This is a genomic window from Nocardioides astragali, from assembly GCF_024436375.1.
In the GTDB taxonomy this organism is placed as follows: Bacteria; Actinomycetota; Actinomycetes; order Propionibacteriales; family Nocardioidaceae; genus Nocardioides; species Nocardioides astragali.
In genome coordinates this window covers 137,956-157,160 of the sequence record NZ_JAFMZM010000003.1, presented here as the reverse complement: position 1 = coordinate 157,160, position 19,205 = coordinate 137,956, and the positions used below count along the sequence as shown (strand labels likewise).

The 19,205-nt window shown below is 72.6% G+C and carries 18 protein-coding genes; 6 read left to right on the top strand and 12 right to left on the bottom strand.

Translation table 11 applies throughout. The features are described from left to right. Positions 1-68: 68 nt before the first annotated feature. Positions 69-1,004: a 1,4-dihydroxy-2-naphthoyl-CoA synthase gene (locus J3P44_RS09820; protein WP_255890151.1), complete on the bottom strand. Its 936-nt coding sequence runs from the start codon at positions 1,002-1,004 to the stop codon at positions 69-71. 141 nt (positions 1,005-1,145) lie between these two features. Here J3P44_RS09820 and J3P44_RS09815 point away from each other — a divergent pair, with 141 nt between their 5' ends. Continuing rightward, complete coding sequence (locus J3P44_RS09815; RefSeq protein WP_255890150.1) at positions 1,146-1,586, top strand: nitroreductase family deazaflavin-dependent oxidoreductase; 441 nt, start codon at positions 1,146-1,148, stop codon at positions 1,584-1,586. Between the two features lie 4 nt (positions 1,587-1,590). On the opposite strand, the gene J3P44_RS09810 is transcribed toward J3P44_RS09815, so the two are convergent. Next, a complete protein-coding gene (locus J3P44_RS09810; protein ID WP_255890149.1) occupies positions 1,591-1,776 on the bottom strand; it encodes a hypothetical protein in 186 nt (61 codons plus the stop codon). Positions 1,777-1,910: 134 nt separating this feature from the next. Here J3P44_RS09810 and J3P44_RS09805 point away from each other — a divergent pair, with 134 nt between their 5' ends. Further along, complete coding sequence (locus J3P44_RS09805; RefSeq protein WP_255890148.1) at positions 1,911-3,227, top strand: MFS transporter; 1,317 nt, start codon at positions 1,911-1,913, stop codon at positions 3,225-3,227. A gap of 19 nt (positions 3,228-3,246) precedes the next feature. On the opposite strand, the gene J3P44_RS09800 is transcribed toward J3P44_RS09805, so the two are convergent. From J3P44_RS09800 to J3P44_RS09775, 6 genes are read right to left on the bottom strand one after another with little or no spacing between them, the layout of a single operon-like run. Then, on the bottom strand, positions 3,247-3,843 hold the full coding sequence (locus tag J3P44_RS09800; protein WP_372496571.1) for an ACT domain-containing protein: 597 nt from the start codon (positions 3,841-3,843) through the stop codon (positions 3,247-3,249). A gap of 46 nt (positions 3,844-3,889) precedes the next feature. After that, a complete protein-coding gene (gene recD, locus J3P44_RS09795; protein WP_255890146.1) occupies positions 3,890-5,641 on the bottom strand; it encodes an exodeoxyribonuclease V subunit alpha in 1,752 nt (583 codons plus the stop codon). Further along, the gene (locus tag J3P44_RS09790) at positions 5,638-9,030 is read right to left on the bottom strand and encodes a UvrD-helicase domain-containing protein (RefSeq protein ID WP_255890145.1); all 3,393 of its coding nucleotides are present in this window, start codon (positions 9,028-9,030) and stop codon (positions 5,638-5,640) included. The genes recD and J3P44_RS09790 overlap by 4 nt, the downstream gene beginning before the upstream one ends. 4 nt (positions 9,031-9,034) lie before the next feature. Continuing rightward, positions 9,035-12,391, bottom strand: coding sequence for an exodeoxyribonuclease V subunit gamma (gene recC, locus J3P44_RS09785; protein ID WP_255890144.1), 3,357 nt, complete (start codon positions 12,389-12,391; stop codon positions 9,035-9,037). Between the two features lie 35 nt (positions 12,392-12,426). Further along, positions 12,427-12,561: a hypothetical protein gene (locus J3P44_RS09780; protein WP_255890143.1), complete on the bottom strand. Its 135-nt coding sequence runs from the start codon at positions 12,559-12,561 to the stop codon at positions 12,427-12,429. Positions 12,562-12,589: 28 nt separating this feature from the next. Beyond that, on the bottom strand, positions 12,590-13,135 hold the full coding sequence (locus tag J3P44_RS09775) for a CinA family protein (protein ID WP_255890142.1): 546 nt from the start codon (positions 13,133-13,135) through the stop codon (positions 12,590-12,592). 49 nt (positions 13,136-13,184) lie between these two features. Here J3P44_RS09775 and J3P44_RS09770 point away from each other — a divergent pair, with 49 nt between their 5' ends. After that, complete coding sequence (locus tag J3P44_RS09770) at positions 13,185-14,375, top strand: hypothetical protein (protein ID WP_255890141.1); 1,191 nt, start codon at positions 13,185-13,187, stop codon at positions 14,373-14,375. Here the strand turns inward: J3P44_RS09770 and J3P44_RS09765 are convergent. Continuing rightward, positions 14,365-14,538 carry a CsbD family protein gene (locus tag J3P44_RS09765; protein WP_255890140.1) on the bottom strand — a complete coding sequence of 58 codons (174 nt, stop codon included), beginning with the start codon at positions 14,536-14,538 and terminating at the stop codon, positions 14,365-14,367. The two genes, J3P44_RS09770 and J3P44_RS09765, sit on opposite strands and share 11 nt — an antisense overlap. Positions 14,539-14,657: 119 nt before the next feature. After that, positions 14,658-14,936 (bottom strand): DUF7218 family protein, encoded by a 279-nt coding sequence (locus J3P44_RS09760; RefSeq protein WP_255890139.1) that lies wholly within the window; start codon positions 14,934-14,936, stop codon positions 14,658-14,660. 86 nt (positions 14,937-15,022) lie between these two features. Between J3P44_RS09760 and J3P44_RS09755 the strand changes: the two genes are divergently transcribed. Further along, positions 15,023-15,484 carry a DUF6328 family protein gene (locus tag J3P44_RS09755; protein ID WP_255890138.1) on the top strand — a complete coding sequence of 154 codons (462 nt, stop codon included), beginning with the start codon at positions 15,023-15,025 and terminating at the stop codon, positions 15,482-15,484. Here J3P44_RS09755 and J3P44_RS09750 read toward each other — a convergent pair. Next, positions 15,481-15,936, bottom strand: a complete 456-nt coding sequence (locus J3P44_RS09750; RefSeq protein WP_255890137.1) for an SRPBCC family protein — start codon at positions 15,934-15,936, stop codon at positions 15,481-15,483. The two genes, J3P44_RS09755 and J3P44_RS09750, sit on opposite strands and share 4 nt — an antisense overlap. 140 nt (positions 15,937-16,076) lie before the next feature. Between J3P44_RS09750 and speB the strand changes: the two genes are divergently transcribed. Both speB and J3P44_RS09740 read left to right on the top strand, forming a co-directional pair. Then, a complete protein-coding gene (gene speB / locus J3P44_RS09745; RefSeq protein WP_255890136.1) occupies positions 16,077-17,087 on the top strand; it encodes an agmatinase in 1,011 nt (336 codons plus the stop codon). 13 nt (positions 17,088-17,100) lie between these two features. Further along, a complete protein-coding gene (locus J3P44_RS09740; RefSeq protein WP_308212248.1) occupies positions 17,101-18,222 on the top strand; it encodes a LacI family DNA-binding transcriptional regulator in 1,122 nt (373 codons plus the stop codon). On the opposite strand, the gene J3P44_RS09735 is transcribed toward J3P44_RS09740, so the two are convergent. After that, positions 18,204-19,094 carry a helix-turn-helix domain-containing protein gene (locus tag J3P44_RS09735; protein WP_255890134.1) on the bottom strand — a complete coding sequence of 297 codons (891 nt, stop codon included), beginning with the start codon at positions 19,092-19,094 and terminating at the stop codon, positions 18,204-18,206. The genes J3P44_RS09740 and J3P44_RS09735 overlap by 19 nt on opposite strands. Positions 19,095-19,205 lie beyond the last annotated feature (111 nt).

Below are 19,205 nucleotides of genomic sequence, written 5' to 3'. Positions count from 1 at the left end.
GCGCCCATAGTCACGCAGTCCCGGGGCCGCGGCGAGCGAAAATGCGCCGACCAGACTGCGAGCAGGGTTCAGTAGTACCAGGGGTAGGGCGACCAGTCGGGCTCGCGCTTCTCGAGGAACTGGTCGCGGCCCTCCTGTGCCTCGTCGGTCATGTAGGCCAATCGAGTGGTCTCGCCGGCGAAGAGCTGCTGGCCGACCAGGCCGTCGTCGAGGAGGTTGAAGGAGTACTTCAGCATCCGCTGGGCAGTGGGCGACTTGCCGTTGATCTTCCGGCCCCACTCCAGCGCCTCGCGCTCCAGATCGGCGTGGTCGACGACCCGGTTGACCGCACCCATCCGGTGCATCGTCTCGGCGTCGTACTCGTCGCCCAGGAAGAAGATCTCGCGGGCGAACTTCTGGCCGACCTGGCGGGCGAGGTACGCCGATCCGTAGCCGCCGTCGAAGGAGCCGACGTCGGCGTCGGTCTGCTTGAAGCGGGCGTGCTCGCGGCTGGCGAGGGTCAGGTCCGCCACCGCGTGCAGGCTGTGCCCACCGCCCGCGGCCCAGCCCGGGACGACGCACAGGACGATCTTCGGCATGAAGCGGATCAGCCGCTGGCACTCGAGGATGTGGAGCCGCGCCAGCCTGGCCTTGTCGATCGGGTTCGGTTCCGCGCCCGCGTCGGTGTGGCCTTCGGTCTCGTACTGGTAGCCCGCGCGCCCACGGATCCGCTGGTCCCCGCCGGTGCAGAAGGCCCACTTCCCGTTCTTGGCGCTGGGCCCGTTGCCGGTGAGGATCACGCACCCGACGTCGGCGGACGTACGGGCGTGCTCCAGCGCGCGCAGCAGCTCGTCCACCGTGTGCGGCCGGAACGCGTTGAGGACGTCGGGACGGTCGAAGGCGATCCGCACCGTGCCGTGCTCGCGGGCGCGGTGGTAGGTGAGGTCGGTGAGGTCCTCGAAGCCGGGAACGGCGTCCCACGCCTCGGGGTCGAAGATCTCGCTGACGCCTTCGATCGCACTCATGCCCCGCACCGTATCGAGTCGGCCCGACCGGCTCCGCCCGGGTATCTGAGGACGTGGTGAACGGGAACCGGAGCCCGACACGTTCACCACGTCCTCAGGTATCGGTGGAAGATCGCCGCTGATCGTGGCGTTGGGACTGACATGGCACTCACTGGCACCTATGCCCCGAGCGCGACCGGATGGGTCCGCAAGAACGTCGAGGAGTACGAGGCCACCAACGGGGAGAAGGGCGGCACGCTGCCCGGCACGAGCTACCCGGTCGTGGTCGTCACGTCGGTGGGCTCGTCCTCGGGCAACCTCCGCAAGAACCCCGTCATGCGGGTCGAGCGCGACGGGGCCTACCTCGCGGTCGCCTCGAACGGTGGTCGCGCGAAGGACCCCGCCTGGGTGGACAACTACCGCAAGCACCCCGAGGTGGAGCTCCAGGACAAGGCGGAGAAGCACACCTACCGCGTGCGCGAGCTCAGCGGTGAGGAGCGCGAGGACTGGTGGCAGCACGCGGTCGCGACCTGGCCGACGTACGCGTCGTACCAGGAGAAGACCGACCGGCTGATCCCGCTCTTCCTGCTCGAGCGAGCCTGACGCCTCAGCTGGGCTGGCGCGGGGCAGGGGCCGCTTCGTCCGCGGTCGCCTCGTCGTCGAGGTCCTCGTCGTGGGCGACCGTCTCCGGGTCGGGGTCCAGGTGCGCGGGGGCCTCGGGCTCGAACGGGTCGGCCGGCTGGGTCACGCCGGTGTCGTCGGGGGACTCGGGGTTCGGTGCGTCGATGGTCAACGGACGTCCTCTCGTCGCAGGCGCACCCACGTTACCGCGCGGAGGGGAGAGGCATGCGTACCTGTGACGGCGGCCCGGGCAAGGGTGGGCCAGACCTGCTGTCGCACGAACCCGCTTGCCCTCACAATGTCGCCGTGACCACTCAGGCAGCAGCGCGCTCGGCCTTCGACGAGCCCGTCGACGCACCACCGGCTCGCTGGGTCGGCGCCCTCGTGCTGCTCAACCTCGGCGTGATGGCCGGCTGGTTCGGCCCGATCCAGGTCCTGCTCGCCCAGCAGGCGGACCGGATCGCCGCTGCGGACGCCGGCGGCATGAGCAAGGAGGCGCTCCTCGCGGTGGTGCTGTTCGCAGGCGCCGCGGTCTCGATGTTCGCCAACCCGGTGTGGGGCGCGTTCTCCGACCGTACGCGGTCACGGCTCGGACGGCGGGTGCCGTGGGTGCTCGGCGGCGTCGTGCTCGGCGCGGCCTCGCTGCTCCTGCTGTCGGTCGCGGAGAGCGCGCTTCTGATGGTCGTCGCGTGGAGCCTGGTCCAGCTCGCCCTCAACGCCGCGTGGGCCGGCGGCGTCGCCGCGGTGCCCGACCAGGTCCCCGCCGAGCGACGCGGACTGATCGGCGGACTGGTCGCGATCGCCGGCACCGTCGGTGTGCTGATGGGCATCAAGATCGCCGAGCTCACCGGCTCGATCGCCCAGGGCTACCTCGTGATCGCCGTCGTGATGCTGGTGCTGTCGGTGCCCTACCTCGTCGGCTCGCGCGACGTGGCGCTGCCGGCCGACCACGTCATCGAGCCGATGGACTGGAAGCGACTGGTGCGCTCCTTCTGGGTCTCCCCGCGCGAGCACCCTGACTTCGCCTGGGCCTTCCTGACCCGGCTCCTGGTCAACCTCGGCAACTGGATCGCGCTCAACTACCTCTACTACTTCCTCACCGACGGCCTCGGCTACGGCGACGACGACGCGACCTCGCGCCTGGGCCTGCTCGTGCTGATCTACGGTGCCGCCATCGTGGCGACCACCGTGGTGGTCGGGCACTGGAGCGACCGCGTCGGCAGGCGCAAGGTCTTCGTGATCTGGTCCGGCGTCCTGATCGGCGCCAGCTCGCTGGTGCTCGCCCTGTGGCAGGACTGGCCGGGCGCGCTGGTCGCGGCGGTCGTGCTCGGCGCCGGGTTCGGCGTCTACCAGGCCGTCGACTTCGCGCTGATCACCCAGGTGCTGCCCGGGGCCGGCGACCGGGCCAAGGACCTCGGCGTCATCAACATCGCGTCCGCGCTGCCGCAGGTCCTCGCCCCGGCGATCGCCGGACTCATCCTCGTGCTGGTGCGGGAGCTCGGTGGATCGGTCGCGACGCAGGGCGAGAGCTGGTCGCTCGGCTACGGCTTGGTGTACGTCGTCGGCTTCGTGCTCTGCGTCCTCGGGTCGGTCTTCGTCACCAGGATCAAGTCGGTCGCCTGAGTGGTCCGATCGGAGAGCGTCAGCGGCCGCTGATCGTGGTCGCCAGGCCGAGGAGGTGCTGCAGCCGCGCGAGCTCGGAGTCGAGGAACTCCGGACCGCCCCGGCGACCCATCAGGACCACCTCGTCGCCGAAGGGGGCGGCCAGCTCGACGTACGTCTCGTCGCCGGGCAGTCGTGTGGGCGAGGTGATGGGACCGATCTCGAACTCGGTGGGTGCCGCGTCGGTCGCGTGCACGACCGACGCACCGTTCATGCCGGGCCGGACGCGGGCGGCCCAGTCGACGCGGAACGCGATCGGCAGCAGGTCGATGAGCCGGTCCCGCGCCGTGTCGGGGTCCTCGGTCAAGGCCTCGACGACCTCGAGGTCGAGGAACAGGTTGCCGCCCGCGGCGTAGCGGTTGATCCACAGCACGCTCACGCCGTCGAGCACGGAGCACGCGGAGACCACCGAGTCGGGCATCGTGCCGGGAGCCATCTCGAGGAGCACGTCGTCGACCGCGTAGCCGTCGCGCTTCTCGACGATCTCGATCGCGTCGATGTCGCCGCCCGCCTCACCGATCGCGCCTGCGACACGACCCAGCGATCCCGGGACATCGGGAAGCTCGACGCGCATCAGGTAAGGCATGCGAAGGAGGCTATCCCGTGGGTGTGTCGCCCACGTTTCAGGCATCCGCCAGCCGGGCACGCAGGCCGCTGGCGCGCAACGCCTGCCTCGCGATGGCGGCCCGGACTGCCGACTCCGAGCCGATCACGCGCACCTTGCGCTGGGCGCGGGTGACCGCGGTGTAGAAGAGCTCACGGGTCAGCAGGCGGGAGTCCTCGTCGGGGAGCAGGACGGTGATCTCGTCGGCCTGGCTGCCCTGCGACTTGTGGATCGTCATCGCGTGCATGGTCTCCACGTCACCGAGGCGCGACGGCGCGATCTCCAGGAACCCGACCCCGGTCGCGATCGCGGCGCGCGCGCCGACCGCACTGGCGACGATCACCCCGGTGTCGCCGTTGTAGACGCCGAGCGAGTAGTCGTTGGACGAGGCCAGGATCGGTCGCCCGAGGTAGGCGGCGTCGTGCACCGACACCCCGGTCTCGGCGGTGAACCACTGCTCGATGCGCCGGTTCCAGTGGCGTACGCCGAAGGGCCCGTCGCGGTGCGCGCAGAGCAGCCGGTGGCGGTCCAGGGCCGCCAGCGCCCGCGTGGGGTCACCCGCGACAGCGCCGTCGTGCACGGCGAGTGCGTGGGGCAGGACGGCGGAGCGGATCGTGCCGGCCGGATCGCCGGCGGCCACCCACTCCACGGCATCGCCGCCGGCCCGCAGGGCGGCGACGGCCCGATCCGCGTCGCCCAGCCGGAGCGCCTCGGCGAGCTCACCGATCTCCGCGCCGTAGCGGTGGGCGGTGGTGAGGGCGGCGACCGGAGTGTCGCCCCGGTGCTCGTAGCCGCGGACCAGGTCGGTCAGCACCGCGCCCGCGTCGACGGAGCTGAGCTGGTCGGGGTCGCCGACGAGCACGAGGCGTGCCTCGGGGCGTACGGCCTCGAGCAGGCGAGCCATCATCGTCAGCGACACCATCGACGCCTCGTCGACGACGACGAGGTCGTGGGGCAGCCGGTTGCCGCGGTGGTGGCGGAAGCGGGTGCTGTTGCCGGGGTGCCGGCGCAGGAGGCGGTGCATCGTCATCGCGGTGACGTCCGCAAGCCGACCCTGGTCCTGGCCCCCGAACCGCGACGCGGAGTCGCGCACGGACTGCTCCAGCCGGGCTGCGGCCTTGCCGGTCGGGGCGGCCAGCGCGATCCGCAGCGCCTCGCCGCGCGCCTCGGCCTGCTCGACCAGCGCGACCAGGAGCCCGGCGACGGCCGTCGTCTTGCCGGTGCCGGGCCCACCCGTGATCACGGTCGTCGCCTGGGTGGCGGCACGGCGGCAGGCCGCTCGCTGCTCGGCGGAGGCGACGTCGGGGAAGACGCGCGCCAGGGACTGGTCGAGCAGCGCCTCGTCGACCGTGTGGACGGAGCGACCACGGTCGCGCAGGTCGTGGAGGACCTGGGTCTCCTGCTCGTGGTAGCGGTCGAGGTAGACCAGGCCGTGCTCGAGGTGCACCACGCCCGCGGCCACCAGGGGGCTGGCGGAGATGGCGGCGGGCCACGTGCCCGGCTCTGGCCACGGCAGGTCGAGGTCTGCGAGCGACTGCGGCACGGCTGCCAGGTCCAGGCACACCGACCCGTGGCGCACGGCACGCACCGCCAGGGCAACGGCGAGGAGCACCGCGTCGTCGCCCTCGCCCACCAGCCGCCCGAGGTTGGCGGCGACGTGCACGTCGGCGGAGGTCAGCACCCCGGCGACGTTGAAGTGCGCGAGGAGTCCACCGGCGCCGAGGGCGAGGTCGCGGTCGTGGGCGTCGACGGGCTCGAAGATGATGCTCATGCGGGGTCCCTGCGGCGTTGTTCGTCACGCACTCCGTCGAGCAGGTCGGAGAGCTCCTCGACCAACGCGACCGGGGGCCGCCACGAGAAGACCCCGCACGGCATCCCGTCGACCACGGGCGTCTCGGGTCCGCACATCCCACGGAGGTAGAGGTAGAGGACGCCGCCGAGATGGATCGCCGGGTCGTAGGCCGGCAGCCGCCAGCGCAGGAAGCGGTGCAGGACCACGGTGTACAGCAGTGCCTGCAGCGGGTAGTCGGAGTGGGCCATCGCCTCGTCGAGCATCTCGGGGCGGTAGTCGTGGGCCGTCAGCGGCTGGTCGACGGGGCCCAGCCAGTTGGTCTTGTAGTCCACGGTCAGGAACCGCTGCTGCCCGTCGACGTCGAGCCGGAGCACGACGTCGATCGACCCCGTGAGGTAGCCGCGCAGCGACTGGGCGGCGAGGTCGGGGTCAGCGTCGAGCGCGTCGGCGTAGACCCGGACCGCATCGCCCTCGGGCAGGTGCCGTCGCAGCAGCGGGGCGAGGTCGCCCAGGCGTACGTCGGCGGGCGCGGCCACGGTGTCGCCGCCGGCGAGGGGGACCTCGAAGTCGAGCTCGCGCAACCGGTCGGGGAGGCCGAGCGACAGGAGCGTCCGGTCGCCGGCCAGCGGTCCCAGCGGGCTCCGGCACACCGCGACCAGCGCATCGGCGAGCTCGCCGGGGTCGAGGTCGACCGGCCACCACACCAGCTGCTCGTGGATCAGTCGGAGCAGCTCGGAGCGGAAGTCGTCGGCCGCAGGGTCGGCGTGCTCCAGGACCGCGTGGACCAGCGAGCCGAAGGTGGCACCGACCGGCAGCGTCGCCATCGGCGACGGCACCGAGGCAGCGCCCACGGCGGCGCCGTCGACGACCATGCCCCCGAGGTCGACGGTCACCTCGTCGACCGTCACGTCGGGGTCCTCGTCGGGCACCAGCTCCGGCTCGGACAGCCCGGCGGCCGCGTGCACCGCACTCGCGGCTGACAGCGAGGAGTACGACGTCCGCCGCCACGTCGTGTCGACCGCCCGGGTGAACGTCCGCAGCCCCAGCGCGTCGGTGGAGCGCTCGAGCGGGGTCGGGTCGGGCGGCCTCAGCGCAGCGAGCTCGACGCTCGGCCCGCCGGCCTCCTCCCAGGCGGCGAGGATGGCCAGCAGACGGTCCTCGTCGACCAGCGCCTGGGCGTCCGGGACGGGCGCCATGCCCGGCCGGCGGCCGAAGAGCATCCGGTGGAGCGGTGAGTCGGGCGTGTTGCGGTCGGCAGCGGCGTACCACGCGACGACCTGGGACTGCGCCCGCGTCATCGCGACGTAGAGCAGTCGGAGGGACTCGCCGGCGTCCTCGCGCCAGTGGCGCCGCACGGCCTCGCGGTGGAAGGCGCTCGCGCCGCCGACGTCGCGGCACCGTCGCCCCTCGTCGTCGTGGAAGAGGGGGACCGCCGGGTCGCGGCCGGTGAAGCGGTTCCACAGCGTGGGGAGGTAGACGACGGGGTATTGCAGGCCCTTGCTGCCGTGGATGGTGACGAGCTGGACGGCCTCGGCGTCGGAGTCGAGGCGCCGGGTGCGCTCGGAGGCGACCTCGAGCTTCTCGTCGGCGACCTGCTCGCGCAGCCACGCCAGCAGGCCGACGAGGCCGAGCTTGTCCTCGGTGGACACCCGGAGCAGCGACTCGCCGATGTGGCGGAGGTCGGTGAGCGTGCGCTCGCCGCCGACGCGGGCAAGGACCCGCGCCGTCAGCCCTTCGACCGCGGCCACCTCGACCACGGCCGCGACCCCGCGCTGGGTGAAGACGTCGGCGAGCAGGCGGACCCGGCCGGCGAGGTCGTCGGTCAGCTCGTCGCCGCCCGCGTCGAGGGACTGGGCCGTGTGGCCGAAGAAGGACGTGAGGGCTGCTGCCCGCACCCGGTCGGCGCGGTGGGGCTGCTCCAACGCCTCGAGCAGCGTGAGCCACTCGCCGGCCGCCGGGGTGTGGAACACCGAGCCGCCCGCGTTGACGACCGACGGCACCCCGACCGCGGCCAGCGCGTGCTGCACGGCTTCGAGCTCGTTGCGCCTGGCCGCCAGCACGGCGATGTCGCCGGGTTTGAGGTCGCGTCCGTCGAAGGTGGGCCGGGCCTCGATCAGTCGCTTGATGTCGTGGGCGGTGTCGGTGATGACGTGGTCGCGCCACACGGCGACCGGCGGCTTGGACCGCGGACCCTTGCCGAGCTCGCTCCGTCGCACGACCCGCAGCCGGAAGGGAGCGCCGGCGCCCTGGAGTCGCGACTCCTGCAGGTGCGCCTCGACCGGGTGTACGACGATGCGCTCCTCGCCGAGCTGTGCCCCTTGGAGCACGGCCTGGATCGACCGCAGCAGGGGGCGGTCGGAGCGCCAGTTGACGCCGAGGGTCTGTGTCGTGGTCGCGGTCTCGGCAGCCTGGAGGTAGGTGACGATGTCGCCGCCTCGGAAGGCGTAGATCGCCTGCTTGGGGTCGCCGATGAGGACCATCGTCGTGGTCTCGCTGAAGGCTCGCTGGAAGACCTGCCACTGCACCGGGTCGGTGTCCTGGAACTCGTCGATCAGGACGAACTTCCATCGGTGCTGCATGCGCCGGCGCGCGGCCGCGCTGGTGTCCTCGAGGGCGTCGGCCAGCTGGCTCAGCAGGTCGTCGTAGCTGAGGACGCCGAGGCGCCGCTTGCGGCGCTCCACCTCCTCCAGCACGTCGCCCGCGAACCGCACCCTCATCGCGGCAGTCGAGTCGGGGGACTCGGTGAGCACGGCGGCCGGCTCGACCACCGCCCGTGGGTCGCCGACGACGGACCGGGCGAGCTCGAGCGCGGCGGCGCGGGTCCAGGGTGGCTTCTCCACGGTGCCGAACTGGGCGAGGTAGAGGTCGTCGACCGTCTCGGTCGTCAGCTGCTCCAGGTCCTCGACCAGCGTGGCCGACGCATCGGTGTCACCCGCGACGCCGAGGCTGCGCAGCACGAGCTGGCAGAACTGGTGGATCGTGGCGATGGTCGCGGCGTCGAACGAGACGAGGGCCGTCGTGAGCCGGGCCAGGCGCTCCTCGAGCTGGGCTCCGGACGCGTCGAGCAGCCAGTCGTGCAGCCGGTTGGCGGGGTCGCGGTGCCCCGGGTCGGCCAGCAGCTGGACCGCCTCGTCGAGCTGGCGGCGTACGCGCTCGCGCAGCTCCTGACTCGCGGCACGCGTGAAGGTGACGACCAGCATCTCGTCGAGGCCCACCTCGCCAAGGGCGATGTGCTTGGTGACGAGGGCGGCGATGGTCCAGGTCTTGCCGGTGCCGGCGCTGGCCTCGAGGAGGGTGGTGCCGGGCCTGAGGTCGGCGGCGATGTCGAAGGTGTCCATGGTCATCGCGTCGGTCATCGCGTCGGTCATCGCGTCACAGCCCCCTGACCTGTTCGTGGCCGGAGTCGATCAGCGGACTCCACAGGCGCCAGGAGTAGTGACCCAGTCGGTGCGGGCCGTCCTCGACGCCGCGGGTGGGCGCAGCGAGCAGCGTGTAGTCGGCGTGCTCGCCGAAGGCGCGTACGTGCCAGGCGTCGGCGTCCTCCTTGGGAAAGCCGGAGTCGTTGAAGCGCGGCGTCTCCCACTCGGCCCGGCCCTTCATGTCAGCGTCGCCGTCGCTGCCGGCACGCACCCGACGGTGCTCCTCGGCCCAGGCCAGGGTCGTCTTCACCGGCAGCGGGAGGGGCTCGCACTGGCCGCCGTCGTAGAGAGCGACGAGGTCGCGCAGCCACGTCTGGGCGTCGTGCTGGGCCAGCGGACCGATCAGCTGGACCTGACCGCCGGCGCGGTGCTTGCCGATGGTGTGCACGGTCCAGTTCTCGTCGGGGAGGCCGGCGGCCAGCGCGAGCGCGTTGATCCAGGCGGCGAGGCGGTGCTTGGCGCCGAGGTTGGAGAAGGAGACCGACACCGCGTTGTTGCCCCAGACGTCGCCGACGGTGCCGGAGAGCCGCCGGCCGCCGCCCAGGTCGATGTCGACGTCGAGGGTGCGGAGCGGGCCACGGCGCAGCTCGAGGGCGCGGATGACGAGGGGGCGGACGACCTCGATGATCTCGTCGAGCACGCCCTTGCCCAGTGGACCGGGTGGCAGCTGACCGGAGGCCTTCAGGGCCTCGCCGACGGCGAGGGCGTCGGCACCGCCCAGCACCTCGGACGCGAGGTGGTCGCCGACGGCCCACTTCTCCAGCGCGTCGAGGGTGATCGGGATCTCGTCCTTCACCTCGTCGGCGTCGTAGGGGCGCGCGACCCGGAGCCGGCGGAAGAACCCGCGCACGGGGTGGGCGAAGAAGTCCTGCAGGTCCGCGAGGGAGACGTCCTGGGGCGAAGGGTCGGCGACTGGCAGCGGGTGGGGCACGAGCACCCCCACCGGCTCCCGGTCGAGGCGGGCGGCACTCGCGCCGGCGAGGGCGAACCGGTCGAAGGTGAAGGCGGCGTCCCCGCGCAGCCGGCCGGCGACGAAGTTGGCCTCGTCGAAGGGCTGGAGGGGGTGGTGGGTCAGCACCTGCTCGCGCACCGGCTCGGCCGCCGTGCGGTCCAGCGCGTCGAGCAGCTCTCCCAGCGGGACGGCCGGCGGACGCTCGGCGCCGGTGTGCTCGCCGCGGCCGGTGTAGGTGATGACGAGCTTGTCGGTCGCGGCCACGATCGCGTCGAGGAACAGCTGGCGGTCCTCCGCGCGCAGGTCGCGCTCGCCGGTGCGCGGCCGCCGGGCCAGGACGTCGTCGCCGTCCACGGTCGACACCCGCGGGAACACCCCGTCGTCGAGCCCGACCAGGCACACGACGCGGTGCGGCACCGAGCGCATCGGCACCATCGTGCAGACGGTGAGCGTGCCGGTGCGGAAGTTGGCCCGGGTGGGCCGGCCGCGGAGCCGCTGCTGCAGCAGCGCTCGTACGTCGGCCTGCCGCAGCGTCGTGCTGCTCTCGCCGGCCCCGGCGGCGATGCGCGCCACCTCGCGGTCGAACTGCGCCACCTGCCACACCTCCGTCACCGGCGTGGAGGTGAGGCGGTGCACCGCCTCGGACAGGGCCGTCGTCCAGTCGGTCACCGTCGTGGCGCGCTCGGCACTCGCGACGAAGGCGTGCACCCGCTCGACGAGCTCGGCGAACCGGCCGACTAGGTCCAGGTCTCCGTCGCTCACGTCGTCGACCGGCACCGTGCCCGACACCAGACGGTGGTCGAGCCCGGACATGGCAGCCCCCAGCAGGACGCGGCGCAGCCCGGTGGTCCAGGTGTTGGCGTCGAGCCCACCGAGCCCGAAGGTGTCACGGTGCTGGGCGTCGTAGCCCCAGCGCACGCCGCCCACGTCGACCCAGTGCGCGACGCGCTCGAGCTCCTCGTCGCCGAAGCCGAAGCGGGCACGCACCGGATCGGCACCCGCCACGTCGAGCACCTGGCTCGCCGTCATCCGGCCGCGGACGAGCTCGACGAGCTGCGCGGCCAAGGCCAGCAGCGGGTTGGTGGCGGCGAGCGACCGGTCGGCCAGCCGCACGCGCAGCTGGTGGCCGGGGTGGCCGGCACCGTCACCCGCGACGTCGGCCATGCCGAAGGCCGCCGAGATCAACGGGGCGTAGGTCTCGATGTCGGGGACCATCACCAGGATGTCGCGCGGCTCGAGCGTCGGATCGTCCTGGAGCAGACCGACCAGCACCTCCCGCAGCACGTCGACCTGCCGGGCGGCGCCGTGGCAGGCGTGCACCTGCACCGAGTCGTCCCCCCGAGGGGACCACGTGCGTGCGGACCGCTCCTCTGCGCTCGGCGCGCGGTTGGCGCGGAGGTCGTTCTGGAGCCAGCCCAGCAGCGTGTCGGGCGGCGGAGGAGTCGCCGCCGCGGGGCGGCTGGGCAGGTCGCCGAGCGTACGCCGCAGCTCTCGTGCGTCACGGCCGAGCGAGCCGAGGAGCGGGTGGCCGACGACGGCGGCCGAGGTGTCGATCGAGCGGGGCACCTGCCCCTCTCGGGCGGCCGGTGCCAGCGCGCTCCACAGCGCGGTCGAGGCCTGCGGCAGCCACAGGTGCACGTCACGCAGCTCGGCGAGCGCGGTCAGGAGGGACACCTCGGTCTCGGGCAGCCGCGTGTGCCCGAAGAGCGAGAGCCGCGGCGGGAGGTCGAGGTCGTCCCCACCCGCCCGCAGCCGGGCCACTGTCTCCGCGTGTCGCACGTCGGGCGGCGGCTCGTCGACCACCGCGAGGACGCGGCGCCAGAGGGCGGCCTGCCAGACCAGATCGCCGTCGAGCGCGCCGCCCGCCCCGTCGGTGTCCTGGCCCTCGCGCCACTGGGTGAGCAGGTGCGGGCGCTGCACGGCGTAGGAGGAGAACAGCCCCGCGAGGCGGCGGGCCACGGCGTAGCGCCGCGCCGACCGGTCGTCGGCGGGGTCACCGCCGCCGAGGTGGGTGGTGAGGTCCTCGAAGCCGGGCGCGCCCATCACGTCGTCGATCACGGTGAGCAACGGCCAGGCCAGCCGGTCCGGGCTCCACGGGTCCTCGGCGTCGCGGTCGAGCAGCATCGAGACCAGCGAGTGCGGGGTCACGAAGTCGACGCCGGCGCAGACGCCGTCGCCGCCGCGGCCGCCTACCCCGAGCCGGTGGGAGAGCCGCTGGGTGAGCCAGCGCTCGACGCCGCGCGCCGGCACGACCACGACCTCACGGGCGAACGGATCGGGGAGCGGGGTGACCAGCAGGTCCGCCAGGCCGTCGGCCAGCGCGTCGGTGCGCTCGGCCGTGTGCAGGTGCAGGGTCACGGGAGCACCCTACGAGCGGGTGCCGACAGTGCTGGTCAGGTCGACAGGACGTAGACGACGATCAGCAGCGCGAGGACGACCATCAACGCCACTATCGCGCCCGTGATCAGCAGGGGTCGCCCGGACTGATCGGTCGGGTCCACCCGGTCAGGGTCCTGCGGAGGGGCCATGCCGGGACCGTACCCACTGTCCTGCCGCTCATGCACTGGTGCGCTCAGGCGCCTGCGCCCCATCTGGCTCTGACTCCACCCCGGACTCGCTGTCGAGGCCCAGCGCACGCGCCAGCTCGAGCAGGGCGATGGTCGTCGAGGAGGCCACCACGGCCTCCGGGTCGCCGTCGAACGACACCTCGCGCGACCGGGTGCCGTCCTCGTCCGTCACGGCGAGGTGCACCGTGCCGGGGGGCTTCCCCTCCTGGCTGTCGGGTCCGCCGACACCAGTGATCCCGAGGGCCACGTCGGACCCGAGCAGCCGGCGTACTCCCTCAGCCATCTGCCTGGCGCACAGGTCGGTGACCACGGGCCCGCGGGCGACGCCGAGGACGTCGTACTTCACCTCTGAGGCGTAGGCGACCACCGCGCCGCGGTACCACGTCGAAGCGTCGGCCCCCTGCCCCAGCAGTGCCGAGAGCTGGCCCGCCGTCAGTGACTCGGCCACCGCGACGGTCGTGCCGGTCTCGCACGCGCGTTCGGCGATGCGCTGCACCCACTGCTGGTCGGTCGCCTCGTGCTTCTTCTCGGTCACGCGGCGTCGAGTACCCACCAGCGAGCCGGTCATGCACGAGGATCGGGCCGTGGACAGCACGCGCCGCCGAAAGGGCCGGCTCCCTCTCGCCCTCCTCGCGGCCTGCCTGGCCAGCGGGTGCGACGCCCCGGATCCGGACCGCGATCCGGAGTCGATGACGATCACCTGGGCCGAACGGACGCTCCCCGCTCCCGCCGGCGCACCCGGTCGCACGGTGGTTCGCGACGCGGTCCAGTGCGGAGAGGGCTGGTGGGTGGTCGGCGCGGTGTTCCTGGACCGCCCCACCGAGACCCGGGACACCCGTCCGGCCGCGTGGTTCTCCCCCGACCGCGAGACCTGGACGTCTGTCGCGGTGGACGCCCGGACCTACTGGGGCCGCCGGGCGATCCTCAACTCGATCGCCTGCTCACGCGACCAGATCGCGGCGGTCGGCGCCCGGTCCGGCGGCGCCCACGGCAACCCGCGCGTGACGACGTTCCGCCTGGACGGCGAGGCGCTGGTGGACGTGTCGGCCGTCTTCACCCAGTACGGCGGCATCTCGGCGACCAACGTCGGACCGATCGCCGGCGGCCCGACCGGGTGGCTGATCACGGGCAACCGCACGTCGGGGCCTGGTGTGTGGTTCACCGACGACCCGCGCGAGTTCACCAGGGTGGAGGCCGAGCCCGGACTCACCGACGACGGCGACCTCGAGTCGCTGGCCCAGGGCGCTGGCTGGGCCGGTGAGGAGTGGGTGGTCGTGGGAGCCGGTGCCCGCACTGGTCGGCACCTCGACCCGGACCCTTTGGCGTGGACCTCCCCCGACGGCCTCAGCTGGACGCCCGAGGAGATGCCGGCGGGGAAGGATGTTGAGGACGTGCACCGGGTCACCCGCCTCCCCGGCGACCGGCTGCTCGCCGTGGGCCGGAGCGGGGACCAGTACGCCGCCTGGACGCGCGACGCGGACGGATGGCAGGAGCCGGTGACGTTCGGCGCGATCGCCGAGGAGTGGCACGGTGCCCCGTACGTCGCGTCGCTGGCGACGACGCCGGTCGGCGTGCTCGCCACGCTGAGCACCGGCGACCACTACGAGCTCTGGCACACCGGCGACGGCCGGGACTGGCAGCGCGTCGACGTACCCCTCCAACCGCAGACCGCCGGCGACCACACGTTGATGGTGGCCGCCGGCGAGGACCTGCTCGTCGTCGCCGATGCCGGCGACGGAGGGCATGTCTGGGTAGGTGAGGGAGTCAGCTCTTGAAGGCGTCCTTGACCTTCTCGCCGGCCTGCTTGAGGTTGGCGCCCGTCTGGTCGCCCTTGCCCTCGGCCTCGAGCCTCTCGTCGTCGGTCGCCTTGCCGGTGGCTTCCTTCGCCTTGCCCTTCAGCTCGTCACCCTTGTTGCCGATCTTGTCGTCGAGACCCATCGCGATACCTCCTGTGGCGTTGGTGCAGACCTGAGTGGTCCTCTCGAACCTGCCACGCAGGCAGGCCTGGAACGACACCCGTCCGGGTGGGAACGCCGCCCGGATCAGTGGTTGCCGGATCAGTGGTTGCGCAGCGCGTCGATCAGCTCGTCCTTCGACATCGACGAGCGACCCTCGATGTCGAGCTCGGCCGCACGCTTGCGCAGCTCGTCGACGGTGCGGTCCTGGTAGTCGCCCGCCTCGCCGCCGCGCTCGCCGACCGTCGACCGGCCCTCGGCGGCGGACGCGTTGGCGATGCGAGCTGCCTTCTCCTTGCTCGCACCCTCGTCGCGCAGGGCCTCGTAGACGTCGTCGTCCTTGACCGATGGCCCGTGGTCCTTGCTCTTCTTCTCGGCCATGCATTCCACGGTGCCACCGGCGATCAACCCCTGCCTCACCCGTCGAGGGGGTACGACCGCTCCGCCGCGTGAGTAGCGTCCGGGGGATGACCGACGATGACCGCGAGGAGACGCCCAAGGAGCGCGCCGACCGCAACTGGAACGAGCTGCTGCAGGAGCTCCGCGTGAGCCAGACCGGTGTCCAGCTCCTCGCCGGGTTCCTCGCGACCCTGCCCTTCCAGAGCAGGTTCGAGGAGCTCGACAGCTTCCAGCGCGGCTGGTACGTCGGCCTCCTGGGCCTCGCGTTCGCGACGGTCGCCGTGATGCTGGCACCGGTCGCCATCCATCGCCACGTCTTCCAGCAGAACTCCAAGCCCGAGCTCGTCCAGGCGGGCCACCGGCTCATGATGGTGGCCCTCGCCATGATCGGCATGCTGCTCGGCGGCATCCTCTTCCTGGTCGTGGACATGGTCTACGACCGCACGGCCGCCGCCTGGGGCGCGGTCGCGTCGGTGCTGGTCCTCGCGGTGCTGCTCGTGGCGCTGCCGCGGGTCGTCCAGCGCGACTAGGCGCTCAGCGGACCCGGGTCGTCCAGCCGGTCGAGGCACGTGCGCAACTGGTCGACGGTCCTCGAGGCGAGGGTCGGCAGGTACGCAGCCACGACCGGCGTCGCGAGTCGGGCGAGTCCTGCGAACGACATCTCCGCGGTGTAGCTGACCTGCGAACCCCGCCCCGATGCGGCGATCTCGAAGATGTCGTGCCCCTCGAACTGGTCGTTGGTGCCGCGGAGGTGGACTCGGCGGGGAGGCGCCAGCTCGGCGGTGGCGTACATGACCTCCACCTCACGGCCGAGGAACCTCGACACGTTTCGGTACGTCGTGCCCACCCCGCCGTCCCCCGCGACGCGCTCGCAGGTCTGCGTCCCCGGGTCCCACTCCTCGGTGTTGCGGAAGTCGGCGAGATAGGCGTACGCCGCCTCCGGGGAGGCCATGGTGGTGAAGGAGCGCGACACGGAAGGCATGTCGCGACGCTAGCCAGACCTGCCCACTCAGGGACACCCCAACCGGTGCGCGGTTCGCAGGACTCGGCGCCTGGTAGGCCCGGCATGCCGGGCGTTGAGCGGCCACGGGTCCGCTCGAGTCGGGGCCCTAGAGTCGGGCCATGGCTCGCTACGGCGCTCAGTTCGGTCCCGACATCACCTTCCTCGGCGTGCCCGCCTGCGACCTGGACGACGAGGCGACGTACGCCGGCGCCGACGTCGTCGTGATCGGTGCGCCGTTCGACGGTGGCACCTCCCACCGTCCCGGCACCCGCTTCGGGCCGCAGGCGATCCGGATGACCGACTACCTCGCCCACGACGGCTCGCGGCCCTCGCTGGCGCTGCGCACCGACGGTCTGCGGGACCTCCGCGTGGTCGACGCCGGCGACGTCGAGATGCCGCCCGGCGACATCGAGGTCGCCCTGCCGCGGCTCGAGGCGGCGGTCGAGAAGGTGGCGCGTGCGGGTGCGATCCCGGTCGTGCTCGGCGGCGACCACTCCATCGCCTTCCCCGACGCCAAGGGGGTCGCCAACGTGCTCGGCCACGGCCGGGTCTCGATGATCCACTTCGACGCCCACGCCGACACCGGCGACATCGAGTTCGGCTCGCTGTGGGGGCACGGGCAGCCGATGCGCAGGCTGATCGAGTCGGGCGCCCTGCGCGGCGACCGCTTCCTCCAGGTCGGGCTCCGGGGCTACTGGCCGGGTCCGGAGACGCTCGACTGGATGGCCGCCGAGAAGATGCGGTCCTACGAGATGACCGAGATCGTCCACCGCGGGCTCGCCGCATGCCTCACCGAGGCGTTCGACATCGCCACCGACGAGTGCGAGGGCGTCTTCCTCTCGGTCGACATCGACGTCTGCGACCCGGGCCACGCCCCGGGCACGGGTACGCCGGAGCCCGGAGGCCTGACCGCCCGCGAGCTGCTCGACTCGGTCCGCCGGATCTGCCTCGAGCTGCCGGTCGTGGGGGTGGACGTGGTCGAGGTGAGTCCTCCCTACGACCACGCCGACATCACCGCCGCCCTCGCCAACCGCGTGGTCCTCGAAGCCCTCTCGGCCATCGCGCGCAAGCGGCAGGACGAGCGCGACGGCACCACGTGGGATCCCGCGCGGCCGCTGCTGGACCGCTAGCACTCCCCCTAGGATGCGTCCCATGGGGGAGCAGGCAAGGAACGGTCCAAGCGGCGGTCAAGGTGGCAGTCAAGGTGGCGCAGCATCGCGGTCGCCGAGCATGGCGCAGGTCGCCGAGCGTGCCGGCGTGTCGCACCAGACGGTGTCCCGTGTCCTCAACGACGCCTCCCTGGTCAAGGAGGAGACGCGGCTGCGGGTCCTGGCCGCCATCGAGGAGCTCGGCTACCGCCGCAACTTCGCGGCCCGCCTGCTGGCCACGAACCGCTCCCGGAGGATCGGGATGGTCACGGCGCACCTGGCCCTGCACGGGCCGAGCATGATCGCGCTCGCGGTGCAGGAGGCCGGCTATCGAGAGGGCTACGACGTCGCCCTCGTCGGACTCCCGGAGTTCTCCCCCCAGGCGCTGCAGAACGCGGTGGACCGGCTGTCCGACCAAGCGGTAGAGGCGATCGTCGTGGCGGTCGCGCATCGCGAGGCGGCCGAGATGACGCGCTCCCTCCAGCTGTCCATCCCCGTCGTGATGGTGGAGGGCGTCACCGGGGCTGCGCCGCTCGCGGCAGGCATCGACCAGGAGGCAGGCGCGCTCCTGGCGGTGGACCACCTCCTCGACCTGGGCCACCGGCACGTCGCCCACGTCAGCGGCCCGAAGGACTGGGTCGAGGCGAGCCAGCGCAGCGCCGGGTGGCGGCGCGCGCACGAGCAGCGTGGCTGGTTGCCTGGTCCCGAGCTCGACGGCGACTGGTCGCCCGCCAGCGGCTACCGGGCCGGACAGCTCATCGCCGCGGACCCGGACGTCACGGCGGTGTTCGCCGGGAACGACTCGATGGCCCTGGGGCTGTTGAAGGCCTTGCACGAACGGGGCAGGCGGGTGCCGGAGGACGTCAGCGTCGTGGGCTTCGACGACCTTCCCGACGCCGCCTTCTACTGGCCCGCACTCACCACGGTGGCGCAGGACTTCTCCGAGCTCGGGCGGCGCGCGCTCAGCCTCGCCCTGCAGGCCCTGCGCAACGAGCCGGAGCCGAAGGTCGACCTCATCGAGCCCACGTTGGTGGTCAGGGGTTCCACGTCCGAGCGTGGTCGCCCGCCGGCGGCCTCGACCTCACCCGGGGAGGGCGGTCAGCCCGCCTCCGGGTAGGCCGCGAGGAGCGACCCGGGTGGTAGGCCGTACAACCGCTCGAGCCGCTCGCGCGATCGTGCGCGGGGGACGGTGCGCCCGCTCTCCCACGCCCGCACGGAGGAGGGGTGGGATCCACAGCGCGCCGCGACAGCCCGCTGGGTGAGGCCGCTCCAGGACCGCAGGGTTCGCAGGACCTCGGCGAGGTCACCGCGGGACCACTGCCGTACGTTGAGCGCCGGGCTGGCCACCACCCCGGTCGCTCGTGCCACGCGCGAGACCGGCACGCCGTAGACCGCGGCCAGCCGTCGCACGGCCCAGAGGGGCGGCTGCTGCTCGCCGCGTTCCCAGGCGCCGATGCGGTGGCGGGTGGTGCCGACCCGCTGTGCCACCGCCTCCTGCGACAGGCCCGTACGCCGGCGCAGGCGACGCATCGGCGGCACAGGAGGTCGGGGCCGGGTCGCGGGCGCGGCGATGAGCTGCGTCGTCAGCGCGGGCACCTCCGTGTCGAGCACCGACGCCAGCGCCGGGACGTGGCTCGGCGGGATGCGCACCCGACCGGCCTCCCAGTTGTAGACGGTGGCGGTGGTGATGCCGAGCCGTCGCGCGATCCGCCGCACCGGCACTCCGGCACCCTGCCGCAGGGCCCTCAGGCCGTGTCCTCTGAAGCCCCGAGGAGGCTCGACCGGTGCTCGGGCGCCGTCGAAGAACCGCGCGACCGCGGAGGTGTCCAGCTCGAGCGTGTGGGCGAGTGCCTTCACGTGCTCGGGACCGGGCAGCCGCTCCCCGCGCTCCCAGCGCAGCACCGAGTTGGGGTGCACGGCCAGGTCCCGCGCCACGTCGCGGACCGACAGCGTGCGTCGAACTCGCTGGTCCCTCAGAAAGGTGCTCACTCTGTCTCCCTTGTGAGTGCCGGACCCTTGGGTGAGCGTTCACATTTGTTATGAAACAATCTGCCCAGAAGGCTTGACGACGGGAATGTTAGCGCTCACACTCAACGACAC

Excerpts from the sequence above, each read along its gene's own strand:
- J3P44_RS09820 (WP_255890151.1), bottom strand. The coding sequence starts at position 1,004 with ATGAGTGCGATCGAAGGCGTCAGCGAGATCTTCGACCCCGAGGCGTGG.
- J3P44_RS09815 (WP_255890150.1), top strand. The coding sequence starts at position 1,146 with ATGGCACTCACTGGCACCTATGCCCCGAGCGCGACCGGATGGGTCCGC.
- recD (WP_255890146.1), bottom strand. The coding sequence starts at position 5,641 with ATGAGCATCATCTTCGAGCCCGTCGACGCCCACGACCGCGACCTCGCC.
- J3P44_RS09790 (WP_255890145.1), bottom strand. The coding sequence starts at position 9,030 with ATGACCGACGCGATGACCGACGCGATGACCATGGACACCTTCGACATC.
- J3P44_RS09780 (WP_255890143.1), bottom strand. The coding sequence starts at position 12,561 with ATGGCCCCTCCGCAGGACCCTGACCGGGTGGACCCGACCGATCAGTCC.
- J3P44_RS09765 (WP_255890140.1), bottom strand. The coding sequence starts at position 14,538 with ATGGGTCTCGACGACAAGATCGGCAACAAGGGTGACGAGCTGAAGGGC.
- J3P44_RS09760 (WP_255890139.1), bottom strand. The coding sequence starts at position 14,936 with ATGGCCGAGAAGAAGAGCAAGGACCACGGGCCATCGGTCAAGGACGAC.
- J3P44_RS09755 (WP_255890138.1), top strand. The coding sequence starts at position 15,023 with ATGACCGACGATGACCGCGAGGAGACGCCCAAGGAGCGCGCCGACCGC.
- J3P44_RS09750 (WP_255890137.1), bottom strand. The coding sequence starts at position 15,936 with ATGCCTTCCGTGTCGCGCTCCTTCACCACCATGGCCTCCCCGGAGGCG.
- speB (WP_255890136.1), top strand. The coding sequence starts at position 16,077 with ATGGCTCGCTACGGCGCTCAGTTCGGTCCCGACATCACCTTCCTCGGC.
- J3P44_RS09740 (WP_308212248.1), top strand. The coding sequence starts at position 17,101 with ATGCGTCCCATGGGGGAGCAGGCAAGGAACGGTCCAAGCGGCGGTCAA.